We start from the raw sequence: 18,116 nt of genomic DNA, 5'->3' as shown, positions 1-18,116 counted from the left end.
TTTGTTAATCTTTTGATCGTTTGTTGAGCAGGCTGGGTAATGTTGTAAGAAAGTGCGTTATTTGGTTAACACATTCTCATTAAAGTCCTTCTGAAAATACAAAACTTTTTGTAAATAGCGCCGCGCTTCATCTTTCGGATGTTGTGTGGTGAGAGCGGTATAAACTTGCTTTGGAGCCATCTGGTTTAATTTGCTCATCGCTCGTTTCCTATCTTTATCAAATGTCGCCAATACCCCACCAGTTCCGCCGTTATAGGCCGAAATCATGCTGAAATGCAGAGAAGTAGGGTGCTTTACATCGCGTAAATAACGATTCTTTAGGATGTAAAAATAGGCAGCGCCCGTATCAATATTATTAGCAGGATCAAAAAGGTACTCTTTGGTCGGTATGCCGGGTTTGTTCTTGACCAAATTGAACACATCCGCCCCTGCAGTTTTAGGAATAACCTGCATGAGACCGTAAGCACCTGCGTGACTCACCGCATATGGGTTAAAGCTACTTTCGGTTTTTATGATCGAGTAAATGAGATCTTCAGATAAGCCGTAACGTTTTGCGGCGCTTTGGATCAGGTCCGCGTATTGATATTCGCGCTGCTGCAAGTGATCGTCCGTCATCGAGATCTCGACATAGTAAGCGTTACCATTTTTAATTGGCTTGGTGTGCAGTTGGGTAGCGATCAAATGTTTGGCGTAACGATTGGCTCGCCACCGCCATTCAATCGGCTTGCCATCATGGTCGAGTACTTGACCAAGTAGAAAGGGTTTTCCCTTTAGAACCACTTCTTTGTTGGAAAACAGCTCTGCATGTTCTGGATCGGCCGGCATCAGCAGCGTTTGTACAATGGCTTTTTGCAGATGTTGTTTAGGGTGACTTTGAGACAGTGTAGAGACGTAAATTTTCCCGCGGTCAAAATCGATATGCGCTCGTGTTCGGTAGCCGTCTAGGTATTTCACGTAGCGATGCTTACCAGCCTGAACAAACTCGTCCTCTCCCCACTTTTCTTTGGCTTGATTTGCCACATAGTTCAAAAGTTGATTGATGACTTGCTTTTGGGTGTTCGATGATGTGGAAGATCCAGGAGGATTCGTGTGGTTAGCACAGCCAAATAACAGCAGTACTGAGATAAGAAGCGCTTTCTTCACCAAGTGTTACTCATAACATGGAATATACGAGGCTAAGTATCTGATAACTAGCGTGCTTTAAAAATCTACTTTCTCATTGAGTGAGTATTTGCTACTACAGAGTTGAAGTGGAAAGCCTCAAAGCGACGTGCCTGGTGGCGAGTGAGCAAAACAGCCTACGATAACCAGAGGCTGCTTTTACCTAGTTGAAATGACTAGTATGGTTTGGGTGTCGGTGCTTGATTACTTGAAATACGCTTTGCGGTGACGATAAGCCCTTGGGTATAGCTAAAGCCATAACCATAACCGTAGCCGCCATATCCGCTATCACCACGCCCTCCTGGCTCCAGTAGCGCTTTAAAATCATAGTCACCACTGGTAATGGGTGTAATCGAAATCACTTCGTAGCCATCGTGGTTAAGAGTTTCTACGGCTTTTTGAAGATCTTCTGTGAGGCGAACACTGTCAATGACAGACTTAGAGTAACCCGTTTTGGTCCAAACAGGCGTGTCACTATAGTCGACAGCTTCATGCTTGCCGACTTCACAAAAGTAAGCGGGCACATGAACAACTCGATTCATACTGATACCTTTTTATATTGTTATTCTGATATACCTAAGGCGAGTTAGTCTTGGTGCTAACTTTTTATATAGGTGCGGTCATTTTACATAACTATATCGTCAAGTCTTGCAATTTATTGTTTTTCATCAGTAGTTTGAATGTACTAGTGAGTTGGTTTCTTCTCGACAAAATTGGCAATGTGACGCCGTATTACATGGACTTGAGGCGACCGTTAAAGTGCGCATAGACATCATCATTATTAAATCCATCTACATTCTGACTTGAGAATATCAGCGGCTCTACCCCTTTTTCGAGTGCAAGCTTTTGCGCCTCGGTGGTAATTGTATTGACCAGCGCCATACCTGAGATGCTTGAAAAGGCACCGGTAACGCGTTGGTTGATTTCGCATAGACCATCGCCACTTGGAACTTGGTTATCTAACACGATATCAGCGATGTCCATCAGCTTTAATCCAGAACTATGGCGGCTCGGGTATTGAGACGATTGGGTGACGGAAGTAATAGCGATCACAGGGTGATCTTTTTGCTTAGCTAACTGAGCAAATTCGACCGGTAGCGCATTTCTTCCCGAGTTTGATACCACCATAATGACGTCACCACTCGAAATGTTCTGCTCTTCCCATAAGATCTGCGCAAGACCTTCTAGCTTCTCGAGCTTTGAACCTCGCAAGGCACCATCTGAAGTCAGTACGGTTGAATCTAAGATAGCATTCACATTACCAAGCCCTCCTGCCCGGATAAAGCCTTCCAACCCCACCATATGCGAATGTCCGGTGCCAAGGATGTGAATCATGTTATCGCCGACAATAGCATCAGCAAAAAGCTGAGAAGATTGAATAATCTGAGATTGATTGGCTTTAAAAAGTGTATCGAGTGCAGAAATGAGTTTTTGGCTGTATTCAAACATGGTTCGGTTCTCTTTTATCGTTGAGATAAATGGATTAGAACAGAGATATCCTGAGATAAGAAGGGGAGATGATAAGGAGTGCGCTGTCGAGCAAGTGTTTTATTTAAAAGGAAAATAAATAGCGCCAATGTAAATCGGCGCTGAGTACGTAAAGATTCATTGTATTAGACGGGACTACTTGATAATTCGAATTGATTCCGCCTCTACAGCAACATCACTGTCACCTTTTTCAATCTCGCCATAGATTTTTACTTTGTCTTTTGGCGTGATGGTTTGTCCTGCCCATTGGTCGGCGTCGATTTCTACCGGCATTTCACCAGTATCATCTTTAAACATATACACTTCATGACCCATTGATTTTACCAAATAGCCCACGATGGTGACCTTGTTACCGTCGGTTAACCAGCCCGCATCCATGATTTCCTGAACCGTGTTTAAAGAGTCTTCCGCTGACGGTCCTTGAAACCCACCCGTTGTCGTTTCCATAGCTTCTTGATTAATCGTGCTTTGAGCAGCGAAAGCAGAGGTTGAAAGAATAAGTGAGGTAATGATAGCAAGAGGGATTTTTTTCATATTGATTCCTTAGAAACCAGATCGAGACAGTGTGACTGCCCAGCCATTGAGTATGTGCAAAACCATTACTCGTAGTTATAGAGCAATATGCAGGAAATGCCATATTTCAATGAGTGGATAAATATCAGCTACGAAGATTTCACGCAATTGGATCTGATGAAAAATAAGCTATCGAAAATAGAGAGTTAACTGGGTGTATTGTCGTCTAGTGATAACAAAGATTGCTTTTTAGCATGGATAGCAGTACATATAAGCAGATTCCACTACTGGGCTTTTTCTTTGAAGCGACTCATTGAGCTTTTTCCACTGATTGCGACCTTGCTATCGATACTGCTGTTGGGCGGGATCGTTAATGCTATGGAAGTGGATTTGCCTCAATATCAAGCGACGGTCATCACTCCTGAACGTACTCCTGACCTTGCCAATGATAACCAGTTGCTGCGCAGCTCAACGTTTCGAGTACCTATTCCCAAAGCTCAGCCAGCCTCAAAAGAAGTCTTGCCCTGGCTGCTTGTCGTTGCGGCTTTCGCGTGTCTGATAACTACTTGCTGGGGAGCTCGTTACACCCCACGCAGTTACTTGTTTTCAGACAGTCGACGCTTAGCCGGATGGCAGGACAGTAACCTTCAATATCGGTTTATCCATTCTCGTTAAGTACGCCTCATTCCTGCTGTTATTTCCTTAGTTAACTGTTGGTTTTTGGAGTCGTTATGTTTGAAGCTACTCAGGATGTCTTGATTGTTATTTGGAATCAGGACTTTAATGCGCTGCTTGCACCAGAGAGCGCCATTTTAATCTATGTATTGGTGACTTTTTTTATTGGGTTAGAAAGTAGCTTTCTTCCTGCTGCCCCCTTGCCCTGCGACAGTGTCGTTGTCTTAGTTGGGACGTTGTCGGCAGTCGGTGTTCTCAGTCCATTTATCGCGTTTCCACTGCTCATCGTTGCTGCGGCTGGTGGTAGTTGGCTTGCCTATCTGCAAGGTAAGTGGCTTAACAAGCTTCCTATCGTTCGTGGTTGGTTAGCGAAAGTTCCTGAGAGCAATATGCGTTTGGTGGACAACTTACTTTGTCGTCATGGGCTCGTCGCTTTGTTCTGTGCTCGCTTTGTTCCGGGTGTGCGTTCTTTAGTCCCAATGGTCATGGGGATTCGTGTTCATGATGCCCCTCGCTTTCACTATTTCTCATGGCTTAGTGCCACGCTGTGGATTGGCTTGTTGGCGGGTGTAGGATTTCTCTTACCTTCGTTGCCTGAGCCCATTAGCAGAGTGACCACTATGGTCTTAATGGCTGCTCCCTTTGTGACGTTGTTTGCAGCGATTTTTACCTTTATGACATGGCGACTACGTAAAGCTATTCGCGGATTTAGGCAAACCGCTAAAAAACACTAATTGAGAGCAGTTTCTTCGTTGTTCCTTTCACCATTTTATCAATCCAAGTGGCGATATTGTGCGTCACTTTACCGAGCTATATTTTGAAAAAGTACCTTATTCCACAAATAGACCTTTCTATTGTGTTAGCGATTCTGTCTTTGATGTTACTGAGTACCTTAACGATATGGAGCGCCAGTGGTTATAACGAGGCCGTTATCACCAACCACCTAATTCGATGCGTTATTTCACTGTCTTGTCTTGCGATCATGTCGTCGATTCCTGCCAAACAGTACCGCCGTTTCTCACCATATCTGTATTTCTTGACGGTAACACTTCTGGTCGCAGTCGTGTTTGCCGGTGATAGTACTAACGGCTCCCAACGTTGGCTGAGCATTGCTGGGTTCCGTTTTCAACCTTCTGAACTGGTGAAATTAGCCATTCCTATGATGGTGGCATGGTTTATCCAGCAAGATGGTGAGAGACCAACAGGGATGAAGATTGTGTATGCCATGATACTGACCGCCATCCCCGCTGGGCTTATCTTTGTTCAGCCAGATTTGGATGGGGCGATATTTGGTGTGATTTACATGCTATTTGTACTCTATTTCGCGGGAATGAGCTGGAAGATCATCGGTGGTTTTATTGGTTTGGTCGCGACAATGATCCCTTTGCTCTGGTGGTTTGTTATCGAGAGCTATCAAAAGAAGCGCATCCTGCAGTTTCTTAACCCCGAAAGTGATCCATTGGGCTCTGGGTATCAGATTATTCAGTCACATATTGCGATTGGTTCAGGTGGTATCACGGGTAAGGGTTGGACTAATGCAACGCAAAGCTCGCTGGGTTTTATTCCTGAAAGTCATACCGACTTCATTTTTTCCGCCTACGCAGAAGAGTGGGGGTTCATTGGCAGTGTACTGCTGCTATCGCTCTATTTATTCATCACGCTGCGTACGCTCTGGCTTTCCTGTCATTGCCACCATGCATATAGCCGCCTAGTGACGGGTTCGTTGGCATTAAGTTTCTTTCTATATGCTTTTATTAACACGGGCATGGTGAGTGGGATATTACCGGTGATGGGTAGCCCCTTGCCTTTCTTTAGCTATGGCGGGACCGCCATGATCACTCAAGGTATCTGCTTTGGAATCATTATGTCGCTATGTCGTGCATCCTCACGATTTGAGTCCTGACTATAACGAGGAAGCAGTTATTGCTGCAATCGAACATTGACATTGTTTGATGATCAAACTAAATTTAAATCAAATAATTTGATAATCAAACAATATAATGAAAATAGCTAATGACACACTGACTCATCATCACAATTTTTCTAGCCACAATCATCAAGGTGAAAAGCGAACGTTTTACGTGCTGCTTCTTACGTTGACCACGATGGTAATTGAAATTGTCGCGGGTACGGTCTATGGCTCTATGGCGCTTTTGGCAGACGGTTGGCATATGGGTACACATGCTGCCGCGTTCTGTATTACATTGTTCGCCTACCGATATGCCAAAAAACATCAGAGTAATGATAGATTTTCATTTGGCACTGGAAAGGTCAGTGTGCTTGGTGGCTACACCAGTGCCATTGCACTTGGGATTGTTGCATTATTAATGTTGGTAGAGTCGGTCCATCGCTTGCTTAATCCACAGTCGATTCAGTTCAATGAAGCGATTATTGTCGCTTGTATTGGCTTAGCGGTGAACGTCATCAGTATGTTGCTGCTAGGTGACCATCACCACCATGGACATGATGATGCGCATCATCACGAGCACTCACACCATCACGGACATACACATCATCATGATCATAATTTGCGAGCAGCCTACTTACACGTGCTAGCAGATGCGCTGACTTCCGTGATGGCAATTGTGGCCTTGGTATTAGGAAAGTTCTATGGCTGGAATTGGCTCGATGCGGTGATGGGCATGGTCGGTGCGTTAGTGATCAGTAAGTGGACATTGAACTTACTCAAGCAAACAAGCCCGATTCTGCTTGATGAAAATATCGATGATAAATATCGAAAGGCAATCCAAGATGAGCTTACGCCAGTAGCCCTTGTTACGGATTTACATATTTGGAAGGTGAGTGGACACCATCACGCAGCGGCGATTACGCTAATAGACAAAGCGGGTATTTCACTGGATGAGTATAAGCAAAAGCTAAGCAAGTTTGATAAGATTGACCATCTCACTTTAGAAGTACATTCAACATAATGCGAAACTTAGAATCGTTAAATCAGTTACTTACCGAGTTTTACGACAAGATGTCTTCATGGGAACAGTCAGTGGTCAAAGAGACAGGCTATTCCCTTGCACAAGTCCACACCATTGAAGTGCTCGGTATTCATGGTGCTATGAGAATGAAAGAGCTTGCCGACAAGCTCGGCATTACTACGGGCACATTAACGGTTCAAGTAGATAAACTTGTTGCTGCCAACCTGATGGAACGCTTACCACACCCTAATGATCGTCGTGCCATCGTGGTGGCGCTAACACAGCAAGGGCAAGAGATTCATCGTCATCATAACCAGTTGCATTTAGATTTAGTTAAAGATTTAACGAGGCATATCGAGCCGGAACAAGAAGCCTTGTTGATTTCATGTCTCACAAAGATGAATAGCGAGTTCTAGGCTAGTCGGAAGCCAGGCTGTCGACGAAGAATTGATAGTCTAAATACGCGCGACGTACTCGCTCTGGTATTGGCTTTTCATAAATCCGAGCATCATCAATTTTCGCCATTGACCAACCTTGAAAAAGGACGAGCTCATAACCACTCAATGCTTTCTCATTTGTCTGTGACAACAGCTGATAGCGGATATTCTGGACGTGATACCAAGGCGAACTCTTGCCTCGAAAGTGATTAAGAATAGGGTACTGAATTAGAAATATTTCACAGCACATCAATTGAGCCAGCATACAATCGACGCTTGATCTCTGCTCTTCAGGGTAGAATAACAACACCTTTTTGAGCTCTCGATTACATTCCTGAATGATACTTGGCAATTCCTCCTCCCTAATCTCATTGATAATGATCGGTTGCCACTTGTCGTGTCGAGTTAAGTTACAAAGGATTATTTCAGCTTAGCAGTGCACTCAAACAAAACAAAAGTATTGGTCATCATTAGCCTCTTATTGGTTTGCAATAAACTTACCTGTTACCTAAATAGCCGTAGTGAAATTTAATTAATTCAAATGTTATTAATGAGTTTGATAGATAACGAGTGCATATTCCAATCGTAATTTAATTAGATAAGTTAATTGTTATTTTTTCGCTTTGTTATTTAAGAGAATTTTTTCGATTTTTACTATTAACTCTTGATTATCGCTTCAATTTTCATCTTGGAAATTACAATAAATTAGCATTAATTCAATGGTTTAAATTTCAAATTTGTCAATTTAATTTTTTAGAGTATATACTCTTATTGAGTGTTCACTCTTCGGGTTTATTTAGTGATTTGAAGTGCAAAAAACAATCAATAGTAAACTTTATTATTTGCAAGTTAGTGACAACGCCTTATAGCTAAATAGTTCATAAATGGTCACCAAGGTGATGGTTCGTGAATAAAAATAATTAAAATGGCTAGATAAGGAAAGATTACATGCACAACACAAAAGGGGTTTTTACCCTGTCATCACTAACCTTGGTTCTACTTGGTACCTCTATAGCGAATGCTTCTCAGATAGCGCCATTCAACGAGGATGATTTTCCAGCTAAGTACATTATTAAGTTCAAAGAAGAGGTTTCTAGAGAGGCCTTCTCTGCGGACGGTACAGAGCCAAGTTTGAATCAGTTGCCAGAGAATGTTCTCCAAGCTGCCCAAGCGCGTGAGGTGGAGAAGATCAGCGCTGAGCCGATTTACAGCATAGAGGTCAACGATGCTGAGCTTTCAAAGTTAAGAAGTCATGAACAAGTAGAGTATGTGGAAGTTGACCCTCCCCGTTTTCTACTAAGCGAAACAACGCCGTGGGGATACAACGCCGTTAATGCGCAGTTGCTGAGTGATAGTAATGCTGGCAATCGAACCGTTTGCATTATTGATTCGGGCTACGACGTTAGCCATAACGACCTGAGTGGAAATCGCGTTCGTGGTACCAATGACAGTGGAACGGGTTCTTGGAGTGAACCGGGATATAACAATGCTCATGGTACGCATGTTGCGGGAACCATTGCTGCCATTGCAAATGGTGAAGGTGTGAAAGGAGTCATGCCAAATCAGCAGGTGAATCTACATATTGTTAAGGTTTTCAACGAGTCGGGGTGGGGTTATTCGTCAAGCTTGGTGAAAGCAATACAAACCTGTGCAGAGAATGGTGCCGATGTTGTGAACATGAGTTTAGGTGGTAGCCAAGCCAGCCGCACTGAGCAAAATGCTTTGCAGTCATTGTCCGACCAAGGTGTATTGCTCATCGCCGCTGCAGGTAACGATGGGAATACCGCGCATAGCTATCCAGCGTCATACGAGGCGGTAATGTCTGTGGCAGCTGTTGATAACAACGACGACCATGCAGCGTTTTCTCAGGCTACTGACCAAGTAGAGATCGCTGCTCCGGGTGTCGCAGTACTGTCTACGGTAACCGTTGGAGAAGGGGTGTTGAGTGACATTGTATTCAATGGCGTCAGTCAGTTTAAGCGTGGCGTGGTATCGCACAACCGCAAGTCAAAAACCTCTGGCCGTTATTTATCGGACCCGATCTCAGGATCCTTTAGCGGAGAGTTAGCACAATGTGATGTGTCGTCTGGCGACTATCGCTGTGGCGATCTTACCGACAAAGTGTGTTTAACTGAGCGTATCGAGAATCAACGCTCTGGCGTTCGCCCTGAGATAAATGCTGTCAAAGCCTGTTATAACGCAGGTGCTAGGGCTGCTATTGTCTACAGCAACAGTGAATTACCAGGTTTGCAGAACCCGTTTGTATTGGATGACAACGACCAATATCGCTTGATTTCAGTAACGGTAAATAGGGAACTTGGGCTTGAGCTTGCCGCTCAACAAGGCCAAATCGTCACCGTTTCCACATCAAAAGGGCAAGACTACGAGTATTACAATGGAACTTCCATGGCCACGCCACATGTTGCTGGTGTAGCAGGACTAGTGTGGAGCTATCATCCAAATTGCACCGCGTCACAAGTTCGCCGAGCATTAACCGCAAGTGCAAAAGATATCGATGTTGCTGGCAGAGATAACAGAACCGGTTATGGTCTAGTTGATGCTGATGCGGCAAAGCGCTATCTCGATCAAGGTTGTAATGGTCCGGATGGTGGGCAGGGAGAAACGGTATTAGTTAATGGTATTGCAAAAGGGCCGCTCCAAGGTAGTGCTCAATCAAGTCGTCTGTTCACATTTGATGTACCCGCTGATGCAACCGAGCTTAGCTTCTCATTAGTGGGCGGCAGTGGTGATGCTGATCTTTATGTAAGTTTTGAGCAAGAGCCGACGAATCGTCGTTATGATTGTCGTTCATGGGAATCTGGAAATAATGAACGCTGCACGATAAATGACGTCTCAGCAGGCACATATCATGTATTGGTTAAGGGCTACTCGGCGTATTCTGGTGTGATGCTCACCGCCTTTCATAATGGTGCAGAGAGCGGCACTCAACCACCATCCACTTACACTAACAACAGCGCGGTCGAGATCCCTGATAACAATACTAGCGGAGCAATCAGCCAAATAGAGGTCTTACGCTCTGGTGATTCTGGAAGCGTTGAGGTCACCGTGGACATTACCCACAGTTATATCGGAGATCTTAAACTGACATTGATCTCACCGACCAATAGTGAAAAAGTACTGCACGAAAATAGTGGAGGTTCTGCCAGCGACATCAAGACCAGCTATTCTTTAGACTTTTCTGGTGTTGAGTCTAAAGGGAACTGGACGCTTAAAGCGGTAGATAGCGCTCGCCAAGATACTGGAACAATCAACAGTTGGACACTGTCATTTCAGTAAGGAGTGGATATGACGAACTACATACCTTCTCGCTTTCAATGGCTAACTTGGTTAATCGGATTTGCCTTTGCCCTTAGCGTGACGGCAAGCTACGCGGACAACCCGGCCTTTCCACCAATAGATGAGATATCTGTGGACATGGCAGAGCAGCCAACCCGATTTTACGTTAAGTACACTCAGGGAGCGGAGCAACAGGTGAGGGAGTTATTAATGTCTCATCAATTAGAAGTAGTCGAGGTATTGGAGAATCAGAGGGTGTTTGTTGTCTCTGGTGAGCAGGAAAAGGCTGATTCCTTAGCTGATAACGCATTGGTTGAGTACGTGGAGCCTGAGCCAACGAGGAAACTGTACTCTCAGTAATCCGATGCTTCATTTCAAGATACTGAGTAGGCGTTAACGAGAATGCCTCGGTCTGATAATCAGGCCAAGGCATCTATTCAACGCCATCTAAAGAGGTGGCGTTGATAACAAGACTAGCGAAAAGAGGCCTAAAACACGCCATTTTCATTTTCGATATCGCCACCACTGATAAGTGAATATACTCGCATTGAGAAGTCGAGCGCTTGAATCGAATCCCAATGCTCTACAATCCGACCATCTTCAATACGCCAAGTATCGATAATATTCATCCCTTTTTGATCGTTTCCTCTGTCTTCACTGTTGAGTGTGGCGTGAGAGTGAAAAATCACATAGTCACCGTCAGCATAGATATGTTTTACATCATAGCTGTACTCTGGGTAGTCCTCGACAAACTCCTTGAGAAATCCAACTAGCCCAGTGACTTTATCGGGGAAGTTTCGGTTGTGCTGAACGTAAGAACTATCATTGTAGTGCTCCATCACATAGTCAAAGTCATGGTTGTTCATTAGATGCTGAACAAAATCCGTAATTAGTGCGGCATTTTTCGCTTCTTGTTCTGTCCAGTTCGCTTTTGTTAAGTTTTTAAAATCAATAGTTAAAGTGTCTGCTGATTGTGCGCAGACGTGGCTAGTCACGATAATAAGGATGAATGTAGTTAGTACTTTAAACATAGTTAACTCCCTTTCACAGTTTTCCATTAGTTACTTTTAGTAACTATAGTAATTTATAGTAACTAGCAGTACAATAAGGCACCAAAAGATGCGTTAGTTACCTTTTGGTAACTGTTGGCGGGTTTGGTACAGAGAAAAGGTAAGAAGTTATGGTCAAAGCAACAAAGACGGAAAGGCGTGTGTTTTATAACACTCAGGACTGTCCCGTTAGAAACGTGGTAGCTCAAATCGGTGACAAATGGTCGTTGCTTATTTTATTTGCACTAGTGGATGGGCCTGACCGATTTAACGATTTAAAGTCTAGAATTGAAGGAATCTCTCAACGTATGTTGACGCAAACTCTTCGTGACTTGGAAAGAGAAGGTTATGTAAATAGGACCGTTTACCCAGAAGTACCTGTTCGCGTGGAATATGCGTTGACTGACTTAGGTAAACAACTAGTTAAGCCATTATATGAACTTGTTCAATGGGCCGAGAATCATAAACCTAATATTGAGCAAGCTCGCGCTGAGTATGATAGTAAAACAAAAGGCTAGAAAATGATGTGCATGTCATAGCGTCTAAAGAGTCTTAAAAGTTCAACCATATGCGTTTTATTCTACATATCTAACTCTCTATTCTCATTGGAACACATGCTCCTGAAGCCCTTCTCTTGCGCGAGGGAGACTGACGACCATCCGCAATGGAGGTATTTACATAAACTTCGCTTCAGCCCTTGAATAACACTCACCATCCACATAAATACCACTACTTAATATATACAAACCTCGTTTGCTTTTTAAGCAATGAGCTTGTACTTCAATTAACGTGTTAAGAGGTATTGGCTTGATAAAGCGAACATCAAGCTGGGCTGTCATGGCACAAACGTCGCGAGAGAAAAGGCAGTGGGTCATGGCGGCATCATGTAGAGCGCTGATTGCCCCACCTTGCATGACATCTTGGTAGCCTTGCACATTCTCCATGGGTACGATTTTAGCTCTTACTCCACCATCTAACGTAGGAATGAACTCAAGAGTTGTATGTGGGTTGAAAAAAGGCTGGCAGCAAATGGCGCATTGCTGGTGGTTGATAGGATGATGAATAGACATAACTTACCTTCAGGTTAATGGACTCCTTAAGCTTTGCCAGAGATACTATAAATATAACTGGCATATGCCAATAATTAGTTGTGAGAAATTAGTGTTCATATAACAAGGGTGACAGGTGTTTTTCAGATAGAGTGCTCCAACACTGGCAACAATGATATAAACGTTATAGCGGCTAGGCTGATATTAAACATGCGCTGTTTTAAGGTGGTATTGAGATAAACTCGGATTTTTTGACCAACCCAAACCCAAGTGATATTGGCAAACAGTCCAAATGTCGTAAATACTAGGGTAATCAGTGCCACAGAGAGCCAATAGCTGGAGGGTAGGCTATAGCTTGTTACCAAAGCGAGTGATGCCATCCAGGCTTTCATATTACCCAGTTGAAATAACGTAGCCTGAGTCATATTGATTGGTTTGCTCTTGGTGGATTTTCCTGAGAAAGGGTTGGTACATAAAAGCTTTATCATCAACCAAAACATATAAGCCAGACCAAGGTATTTTATTGCTAGATACCAGCTAGGGTGAGTCGTAAGAGCGACACCTACGCCACATGCACAGAGCAGGATCAGCCCGGCTACACCAATACGAATGCCAATTAGATGTCGCCATGATTTCCGGATACCAAATTGTGCCCCTGAATTGGCGAGCAATAAATTATTCGGTCCCGGGGTGATGGCGGTTACAAACGCGAATAAACTCATGGCCGGCATTAAGTCCCATAATGTCGTCATTTCCTTTCTTCTCCTCTCAAACAAGTACAGACAGCCCAAGAGTAAAGGTGCTCAGAGAGATAGACCTACAGTTAATGCGTCATGGTGACAATTCTTTAGTTTCATTTTTGTCAGGCCTTATTTATCCTGATTGCAAGAAATAATTGTACCCCTTTGGAGAGAGACAATGTTAGTCCCAGATATATCGGGTCGTTCCGGACCTAAGTTTATGGCACTGGCTGATGCGATTGCTGAGGTGATAGAAAGTGGTGAGCTGGCGCCGGATACTAAATTGTTACCCCAGCGTATTTTGTCTTATCGATTGGGTGTGACAGTTGGAACGGTGACAAGAGCTTATCATGAGCTTGAGCGAAGGGGATTAACGGAGCCCAAAGTAGGAAGCGGGACCTATGTTCGGAACAGAGAAACTGAACGGAACCACTTTTATCATCCGGTATTGGAAGAAAAAGGTATTGATTTGGCACGCTGCCGACCTTTTTTGTTATCGCAGCCGAAACTTCTTGCTGACGCATTGAAGGAGTTATCTCACGAAGAAATCGCGCAAGCAGCGGTACTGGATTATTACTCCGCTGATGGCATTCATGGTCATAGCGAGACCCTTCGACAATGGCTGATGACCAAATTCAATATAGATATTGATGCCCGACGTGTGGTTTGGACACATGGAGGGCAGCACGGAATATCGTTGATTATACAAGCACTAAGCCGTCCCCAAGATACTATTCTTGCTGAAGGCTTGTGTTATCCGGAATTCATGCACGCATGTCAACAAGCCGAACGAAAGTTAGTGCCAGTAAAAGTTGATGAGAATGGATTAGACCCGGAAGATTTGGCTTTGCACTGTAAGAGACATCGCCCCAAACTACTTTACCTAACACCGGGAGTTCAAAACCCGACCGGAGCCCAGCTATCGGACAGCCGAAGACTGAAAATCATTGAAATATGCCGTCGCTACAACGTGCTAATTATTGAGGACGATGTGCTCTACTGCCCGCCGTCTCATCGAAAGAGTCCGTTAGTTGCTATCGCTCCGGATATTACCTTATACGTGGGTAGCTTTTCTAAGTACTTTGCGGGTGGGTTGCGACTGGGTTTTGTCATTCTACCATTGTCCTTCAAGGACTTAATGCAACGTGCGCTACGAGCCAGTTGTATGTATGTTAGCCCGCTAATCATCGATCTGGTGTGTCGCTGGCTAACCAGCGGTGCGATGCAAGCTGTGGATGAAGAGATCGCGATGGAACTCAATGCACGTCATCGGGTCTGGAAGACGGTATTTCCCAAAATCCAGATTGGTGTACCTGGCTACAATGTTTGGCTACCTTTGCCGAAACCGCTAACTGGGTATCATTTTAACCAAACGTTGCTGAAATATGGGGTCAGAGTGAGAGAAGCAGAAATGTTTGCTGTGGGTCGTTATGAAGTTCCGGCAGCGGTGAGGATATCTCTGGCAGGTCCATCAAGTCGTCCACAATTGCAATCAGCTTTAGAGATTGTAAGAGAGCAAATCGCACGGCTCACCTAAACTTCATAGTTTATGTCGTTTGAGTCAGCAAGAGCCTCACTAACTCACTTTTTTCGAGATTCATTGAGGCAATAAAACAAAAATGCCCACGAGACAAATATCTAGTGGGCACAAGAATTATTCAATTAGCAATTCAGAGTTACTCGTAATCAGAAGCGTAAGTGTCTTCGTAAGAGTGAGAGTAGAACTCAAATAAGTTACCAAACGGGTCTTCTAGGTAAACCATTTGCGCTTGCTTAGAATTATCTTCTGGGTGGTAACGGTGAATATCCATGCGCACTTTACCGCCAAACTCTTCTACACGTTTGATTGCTGATTCAAACTGCTCTTTTGGCAATTGTAGACAGAAGTGGAAGATACCTAGGCGAGAAAAGTCAACGTTATGACGTTCTTCACGGTCAACCATTTCAAACAGCTCTACACCGATACCGTCATTAGTTACTAGGTGAGCAATGTTGAAGCCTTTGAAGCCTTCACCAAATACTGCAATACACATACGACCGATTGCACTTTCGCGCTCTTCGATTACTTTAGTGTTGTTCATTACAACGCGAAGGCCTAGCGCTTTAGTGTAGAACTCTACCGCTTTGTCCATATCGCCAACCATGATACCAACGTGATTCATTTTCATAACTTTCTCCAAAAACTGATTTGATTATTCGTTTCGTGTTTCGTTTCGATGTGGAGAAGTATAAGTATGACTGGTGGTTTTTAAAAATTATCAATAATTATAAAAATGATAACATAGTGTTATTAATGGCTTTCGTAGGGCGTGTGCTGGCAAACATAGGCGTTTCTTTATTGTCCAGCAGCCTTCGAGAGCAGGAAGGTTGCTGGCAAGTGTCGAAATAGGCTTTTCTCTATTTCTGAAAGGCCGATGTCCTTTATGAGTTTGATGTGGGTATACTCCAACCTCAACCCCTGTTGGTTGACCTACTTTCCAAACATTGGGAGTGCTAAATATGCGGTCATATTTATTTATCCATTACAAATAGGAAATTCTCTCCATGCGTAAATCAGATAAGAAAGTTGAAAATTTAATTAGAGACGTACTGACCGAAGTATGTGAAGGGACGCTAAAAAGCTACGATGGTTTTCTTTGGGTTACTCATACTGTTAAATTCAATTCTTTTCCACAGAGCTTAAAAATCGTCTGCGTATTCGAAACGAATCAAGATAGAGCAAACTTTTTAATGGGAGAAGGTCAGCAGCATGTCTCAACGACTATTCAAAAGGCGTTTAGTAAGGTCGGGGTGCAACTAAAGAACGTAAGTAAGCAAATTAGTTACGATATACGGTAAAGTGCCTAAATCAAGTCATTCCTGCGAAGGCAGGGATCTACCATCAGTACAAGAGTCCTCTGAGTCAGATGAGCCACCTGTAGCTTACTTTTGCCCCTAAATGAGTTTCAGCCGCTCAAATTCGGGATTAGATTTGCTAGGCTCATGTGAATAACCCTACCTTCAAATATTTTGAGTACCTGCTTTGTCTTGCTGATGTTCTTCTAAAGCATTGAAGATGACACAGAGTGATTCATGGCATCTTTCGCAGAGGTCATTGAAGTGGTTTCTAAGTGAACCAAAGTCCTTGATAGCATCTAGTCTGATTTGCTCAGCGGTTTGTCCTGAAATATGTCCCTTGAGGACACTTCTCAGATTATGAGCATCATGCCAAGGAGTAAGGACGCTACGTGCATGTTCTGCATCAAAACCACACCCCAAGAGGCACCATTCAACTAGTTTCAATTCTCTATCTTTATCCGGTGGATTTTGACCAAGCGTCTTCGCTTTAGCTTTCAATTGTTTCTTGACTAAACCTTCGACTAATACCTGATCCAACCTCAAAATCTCCTCTTTCCACTCATCGACAGACTTTGAATAAACAGAGTGGAGGGATTGCTTCACCACACGGTTTTTCATTCTCCACCAAGTTGTTCCTTTGGAATCAAGCTCGTCCAATTTTCGCTTGAGATCTTCAACTGGGTTACAAACTTTAAACCAATTTCCCTTAAAGTCTGTTTCTAAAGATCTCTCTGAAATAGGTGCTTTAGGCTTCTCATTATATTGCTTCCAGTGCAACTGTTCTGAGTATGGCAGTTTCTGTAGATCGCCTAGATAAGTATGGATTTGTCCAGCTTCGTTAATGTCGTAGCTCTTTAAATACCAACCAGCTCTAGATGTAATTGATCTTTCCTCTAAGGTGTATTTATCAGTGTCGGACTTGTATTTGAGAATAACTTCAGCATTGAAGAATGCTGGGCTTAATTCAAAGGCTTTATCTGAGTCTGTAAAGTAATTATCAATAGCGGATGGAGCACATGATATCTCTTCAACACGCCTGTTCTTCCAATCTTGAGCAATGAAAGTGGCATACTGCTGTTCTTCTGAGGTATCGTCTTCCTTATCTTCATGTATCGGCGCAAATGCTTGAACCCCTCTAAAGTAGCTAGCGTTAGAGATGACTTTGCGCTTGCCAAACACACCTTGTTCAGCCACGACTTCTTCTGGTGATGAGCCCCAACGAGTGAAGTTTGCATAGTCAATTCTATCAACATCAAATAACCTTACGACTGCTGTTTCGGTTAGATAGCAGTACTCTGCTAATACGCTGAATCTAATCGAAACTACAGTGCCATACTCTTCACCTTCTTTCTCCAACTCATGAATTTTGATGATTTCGTCGATATCACCATTTTTATCAAGTTTGCACCAAGAATTCAGTTCATGCATGTAGTGCAAGTCCATAACTTGCAAGAACTTTTCAGAGACCTCTATGTAGCTCTCTCGCCCTCTTACGCCGTGAAAAGAACGCTTAAATATGAGAGGCTCACCTTTGCTAAGAACATTAGGTTTACAACTTTCTAGTGGTGGCTCGACCCACGATTTGTCACGACCACCACCGCTACAAACAGACCATCCACTATTGTTGTAATCCCAAGAAGCCATTTGATGAGGGTCAGATTTAGACAGCTCATTTTTAAGAACAAGGACAGTATTAAGAAGAGTAGTTTTTGCTGATGCATGAAGAATTATGTCATCGTCATTTACATCACTAACCAAAAAATCAACGACATCCTTCTGGGATACCCACTCTGTAAAATCCTCCTTTTTAGAGGGCATTGAAAAAAAATTGATAAGACTTCCAAGACGACAAACATCCATTGCAACAATCCTCATGCAGGGCTTATGATACCAATAACATACTAATCTACTATGCACATATTGAGCGGCTGTTGCAATT

The 18,116-nt window shown here is 43.5% G+C and carries 20 protein-coding genes; 10 read left to right on the top strand and 10 right to left on the bottom strand.

Annotated elements, in window-relative coordinates:
- Window positions 1-57 precede the first annotated feature (57 nt).
- The 4 genes from mltC to MMA19_RS18250 form a co-directional block, all read right to left on the bottom strand.
- Window positions 58-1,143, bottom strand: coding sequence for a membrane-bound lytic murein transglycosylase MltC (mltC, locus tag MMA19_RS18265; RefSeq protein ID WP_240206993.1), 1,086 nt, complete (start codon window positions 1,141-1,143; stop codon window positions 58-60).
- Between the two features lie 194 nt (window positions 1,144-1,337).
- Window positions 1,338-1,703 carry a hypothetical protein gene (locus MMA19_RS18260; RefSeq protein WP_240206890.1) on the bottom strand — a complete coding sequence of 122 codons (366 nt, stop codon included), beginning with the start codon at window positions 1,701-1,703 and terminating at the stop codon, window positions 1,338-1,340.
- Window positions 1,704-1,893: 190 nt separating this feature from the next.
- Window positions 1,894-2,610 (bottom strand): sugar isomerase domain-containing protein, encoded by a 717-nt coding sequence (locus MMA19_RS18255; protein ID WP_240206889.1) that lies wholly within the window; start codon window positions 2,608-2,610, stop codon window positions 1,894-1,896.
- 174 nt (window positions 2,611-2,784) lie between these two features.
- Window positions 2,785-3,183, bottom strand: a complete 399-nt coding sequence (locus MMA19_RS18250) for a NirD/YgiW/YdeI family stress tolerance protein (RefSeq protein WP_006069912.1) — start codon at window positions 3,181-3,183, stop codon at window positions 2,785-2,787.
- A gap of 279 nt (window positions 3,184-3,462) precedes the next feature.
- Between MMA19_RS18250 and MMA19_RS18245 the strand changes: the two genes are divergently transcribed.
- From MMA19_RS18245 to MMA19_RS18225, 5 genes are all read left to right on the top strand, one after another.
- Window positions 3,463-3,837, top strand: coding sequence for a hypothetical protein (locus MMA19_RS18245; RefSeq protein ID WP_006069913.1), 375 nt, complete (start codon window positions 3,463-3,465; stop codon window positions 3,835-3,837).
- Between the two features lie 56 nt (window positions 3,838-3,893).
- Window positions 3,894-4,571, top strand: coding sequence for a DedA family protein (locus tag MMA19_RS18240; RefSeq protein ID WP_240206888.1), 678 nt, complete (start codon window positions 3,894-3,896; stop codon window positions 4,569-4,571).
- An 83-nt stretch (window positions 4,572-4,654) separates the two neighbouring features.
- Window positions 4,655-5,740, top strand: coding sequence for a rod shape-determining protein RodA (gene rodA / locus MMA19_RS18235; protein ID WP_006069915.1), 1,086 nt, complete (start codon window positions 4,655-4,657; stop codon window positions 5,738-5,740).
- A gap of 97 nt (window positions 5,741-5,837) precedes the next feature.
- A complete protein-coding gene (dmeF, locus tag MMA19_RS18230) occupies window positions 5,838-6,767 on the top strand; it encodes a CDF family Co(II)/Ni(II) efflux transporter DmeF (RefSeq protein WP_240206886.1) in 930 nt (309 codons plus the stop codon).
- Window positions 6,767-7,183, top strand: coding sequence for a MarR family transcriptional regulator (locus MMA19_RS18225; protein ID WP_006069917.1), 417 nt, complete (start codon window positions 6,767-6,769; stop codon window positions 7,181-7,183). Before dmeF ends, MMA19_RS18225 begins: the two co-directional genes overlap by 1 nt.
- Window position 7,184: 1 nt before the next feature.
- Here MMA19_RS18225 and MMA19_RS18220 read toward each other — a convergent pair whose 3' ends face one another.
- On the bottom strand, window positions 7,185-7,556 hold the full coding sequence (locus tag MMA19_RS18220) for a hypothetical protein (RefSeq protein ID WP_240206885.1): 372 nt from the start codon (window positions 7,554-7,556) through the stop codon (window positions 7,185-7,187).
- A 596-nt stretch (window positions 7,557-8,152) separates the two neighbouring features.
- Here MMA19_RS18220 and MMA19_RS18215 point away from each other — a divergent pair.
- Together MMA19_RS18215 and MMA19_RS18210 are read left to right on the top strand one after the other, a co-directional pair.
- A complete protein-coding gene (locus tag MMA19_RS18215; protein WP_240206883.1) occupies window positions 8,153-10,501 on the top strand; it encodes a S8 family serine peptidase in 2,349 nt (782 codons plus the stop codon).
- 9 nt (window positions 10,502-10,510) lie between these two features.
- Window positions 10,511-10,861: an ATPase gene (locus tag MMA19_RS18210; RefSeq protein ID WP_240206881.1), complete on the top strand. Its 351-nt coding sequence runs from the start codon at window positions 10,511-10,513 to the stop codon at window positions 10,859-10,861.
- A 128-nt stretch (window positions 10,862-10,989) separates the two neighbouring features.
- On the opposite strand, the gene MMA19_RS18205 is transcribed toward MMA19_RS18210, so the two are convergent.
- The gene (locus MMA19_RS18205; protein ID WP_240206880.1) at window positions 10,990-11,532 is read right to left on the bottom strand and encodes a nuclear transport factor 2 family protein; all 543 of its coding nucleotides are present in this window, start codon (window positions 11,530-11,532) and stop codon (window positions 10,990-10,992) included.
- A gap of 149 nt (window positions 11,533-11,681) precedes the next feature.
- Between MMA19_RS18205 and MMA19_RS18200 the strand changes: the two genes are divergently transcribed.
- Complete coding sequence (locus MMA19_RS18200; RefSeq protein ID WP_006069922.1) at window positions 11,682-12,068, top strand: helix-turn-helix domain-containing protein; 387 nt, start codon at window positions 11,682-11,684, stop codon at window positions 12,066-12,068.
- A gap of 156 nt (window positions 12,069-12,224) precedes the next feature.
- On the opposite strand, the gene MMA19_RS18195 is transcribed toward MMA19_RS18200, so the two are convergent.
- Both MMA19_RS18195 and MMA19_RS18190 read right to left on the bottom strand, forming a co-directional pair.
- Window positions 12,225-12,620 (bottom strand): PaaI family thioesterase, encoded by a 396-nt coding sequence (locus MMA19_RS18195; protein ID WP_240206879.1) that lies wholly within the window; start codon window positions 12,618-12,620, stop codon window positions 12,225-12,227.
- A gap of 122 nt (window positions 12,621-12,742) precedes the next feature.
- Window positions 12,743-13,351, bottom strand: a complete 609-nt coding sequence (locus MMA19_RS18190; RefSeq protein WP_006069924.1) for a LysE family translocator — start codon at window positions 13,349-13,351, stop codon at window positions 12,743-12,745.
- A gap of 166 nt (window positions 13,352-13,517) precedes the next feature.
- On the opposite strand from MMA19_RS18190, the gene MMA19_RS18185 reads away from it, so the two are divergent.
- Window positions 13,518-14,876, top strand: coding sequence for a PLP-dependent aminotransferase family protein (locus MMA19_RS18185; RefSeq protein WP_240206877.1), 1,359 nt, complete (start codon window positions 13,518-13,520; stop codon window positions 14,874-14,876).
- Between the two features lie 139 nt (window positions 14,877-15,015).
- On the opposite strand, the gene MMA19_RS18180 is transcribed toward MMA19_RS18185, so the two are convergent.
- The gene (locus MMA19_RS18180; protein WP_240206876.1) at window positions 15,016-15,507 is read right to left on the bottom strand and encodes a VOC family protein; all 492 of its coding nucleotides are present in this window, start codon (window positions 15,505-15,507) and stop codon (window positions 15,016-15,018) included.
- Window positions 15,508-15,883: 376 nt separating this feature from the next.
- On the opposite strand from MMA19_RS18180, the gene MMA19_RS18175 reads away from it, so the two are divergent.
- Window positions 15,884-16,177 (top strand): Fis family transcriptional regulator, encoded by a 294-nt coding sequence (locus tag MMA19_RS18175; RefSeq protein WP_239913245.1) that lies wholly within the window; start codon window positions 15,884-15,886, stop codon window positions 16,175-16,177.
- A 162-nt stretch (window positions 16,178-16,339) separates the two neighbouring features.
- On the opposite strand, the gene MMA19_RS18170 is transcribed toward MMA19_RS18175, so the two are convergent.
- Window positions 16,340-18,037: a hypothetical protein gene (locus MMA19_RS18170; RefSeq protein ID WP_240206875.1), complete on the bottom strand. Its 1,698-nt coding sequence runs from the start codon at window positions 18,035-18,037 to the stop codon at window positions 16,340-16,342.
- Window positions 18,038-18,116: the final 79 nt, after the last annotated feature.

It is taken from the genome of Vibrio sp. CyArs1 (assembly GCF_022432925.1).
GTDB lineage: Bacteria > Pseudomonadota > Gammaproteobacteria > Enterobacterales > Vibrionaceae > Vibrio > Vibrio mediterranei.
This window is presented reverse-complemented; position numbering and strand designations above follow the sequence as displayed.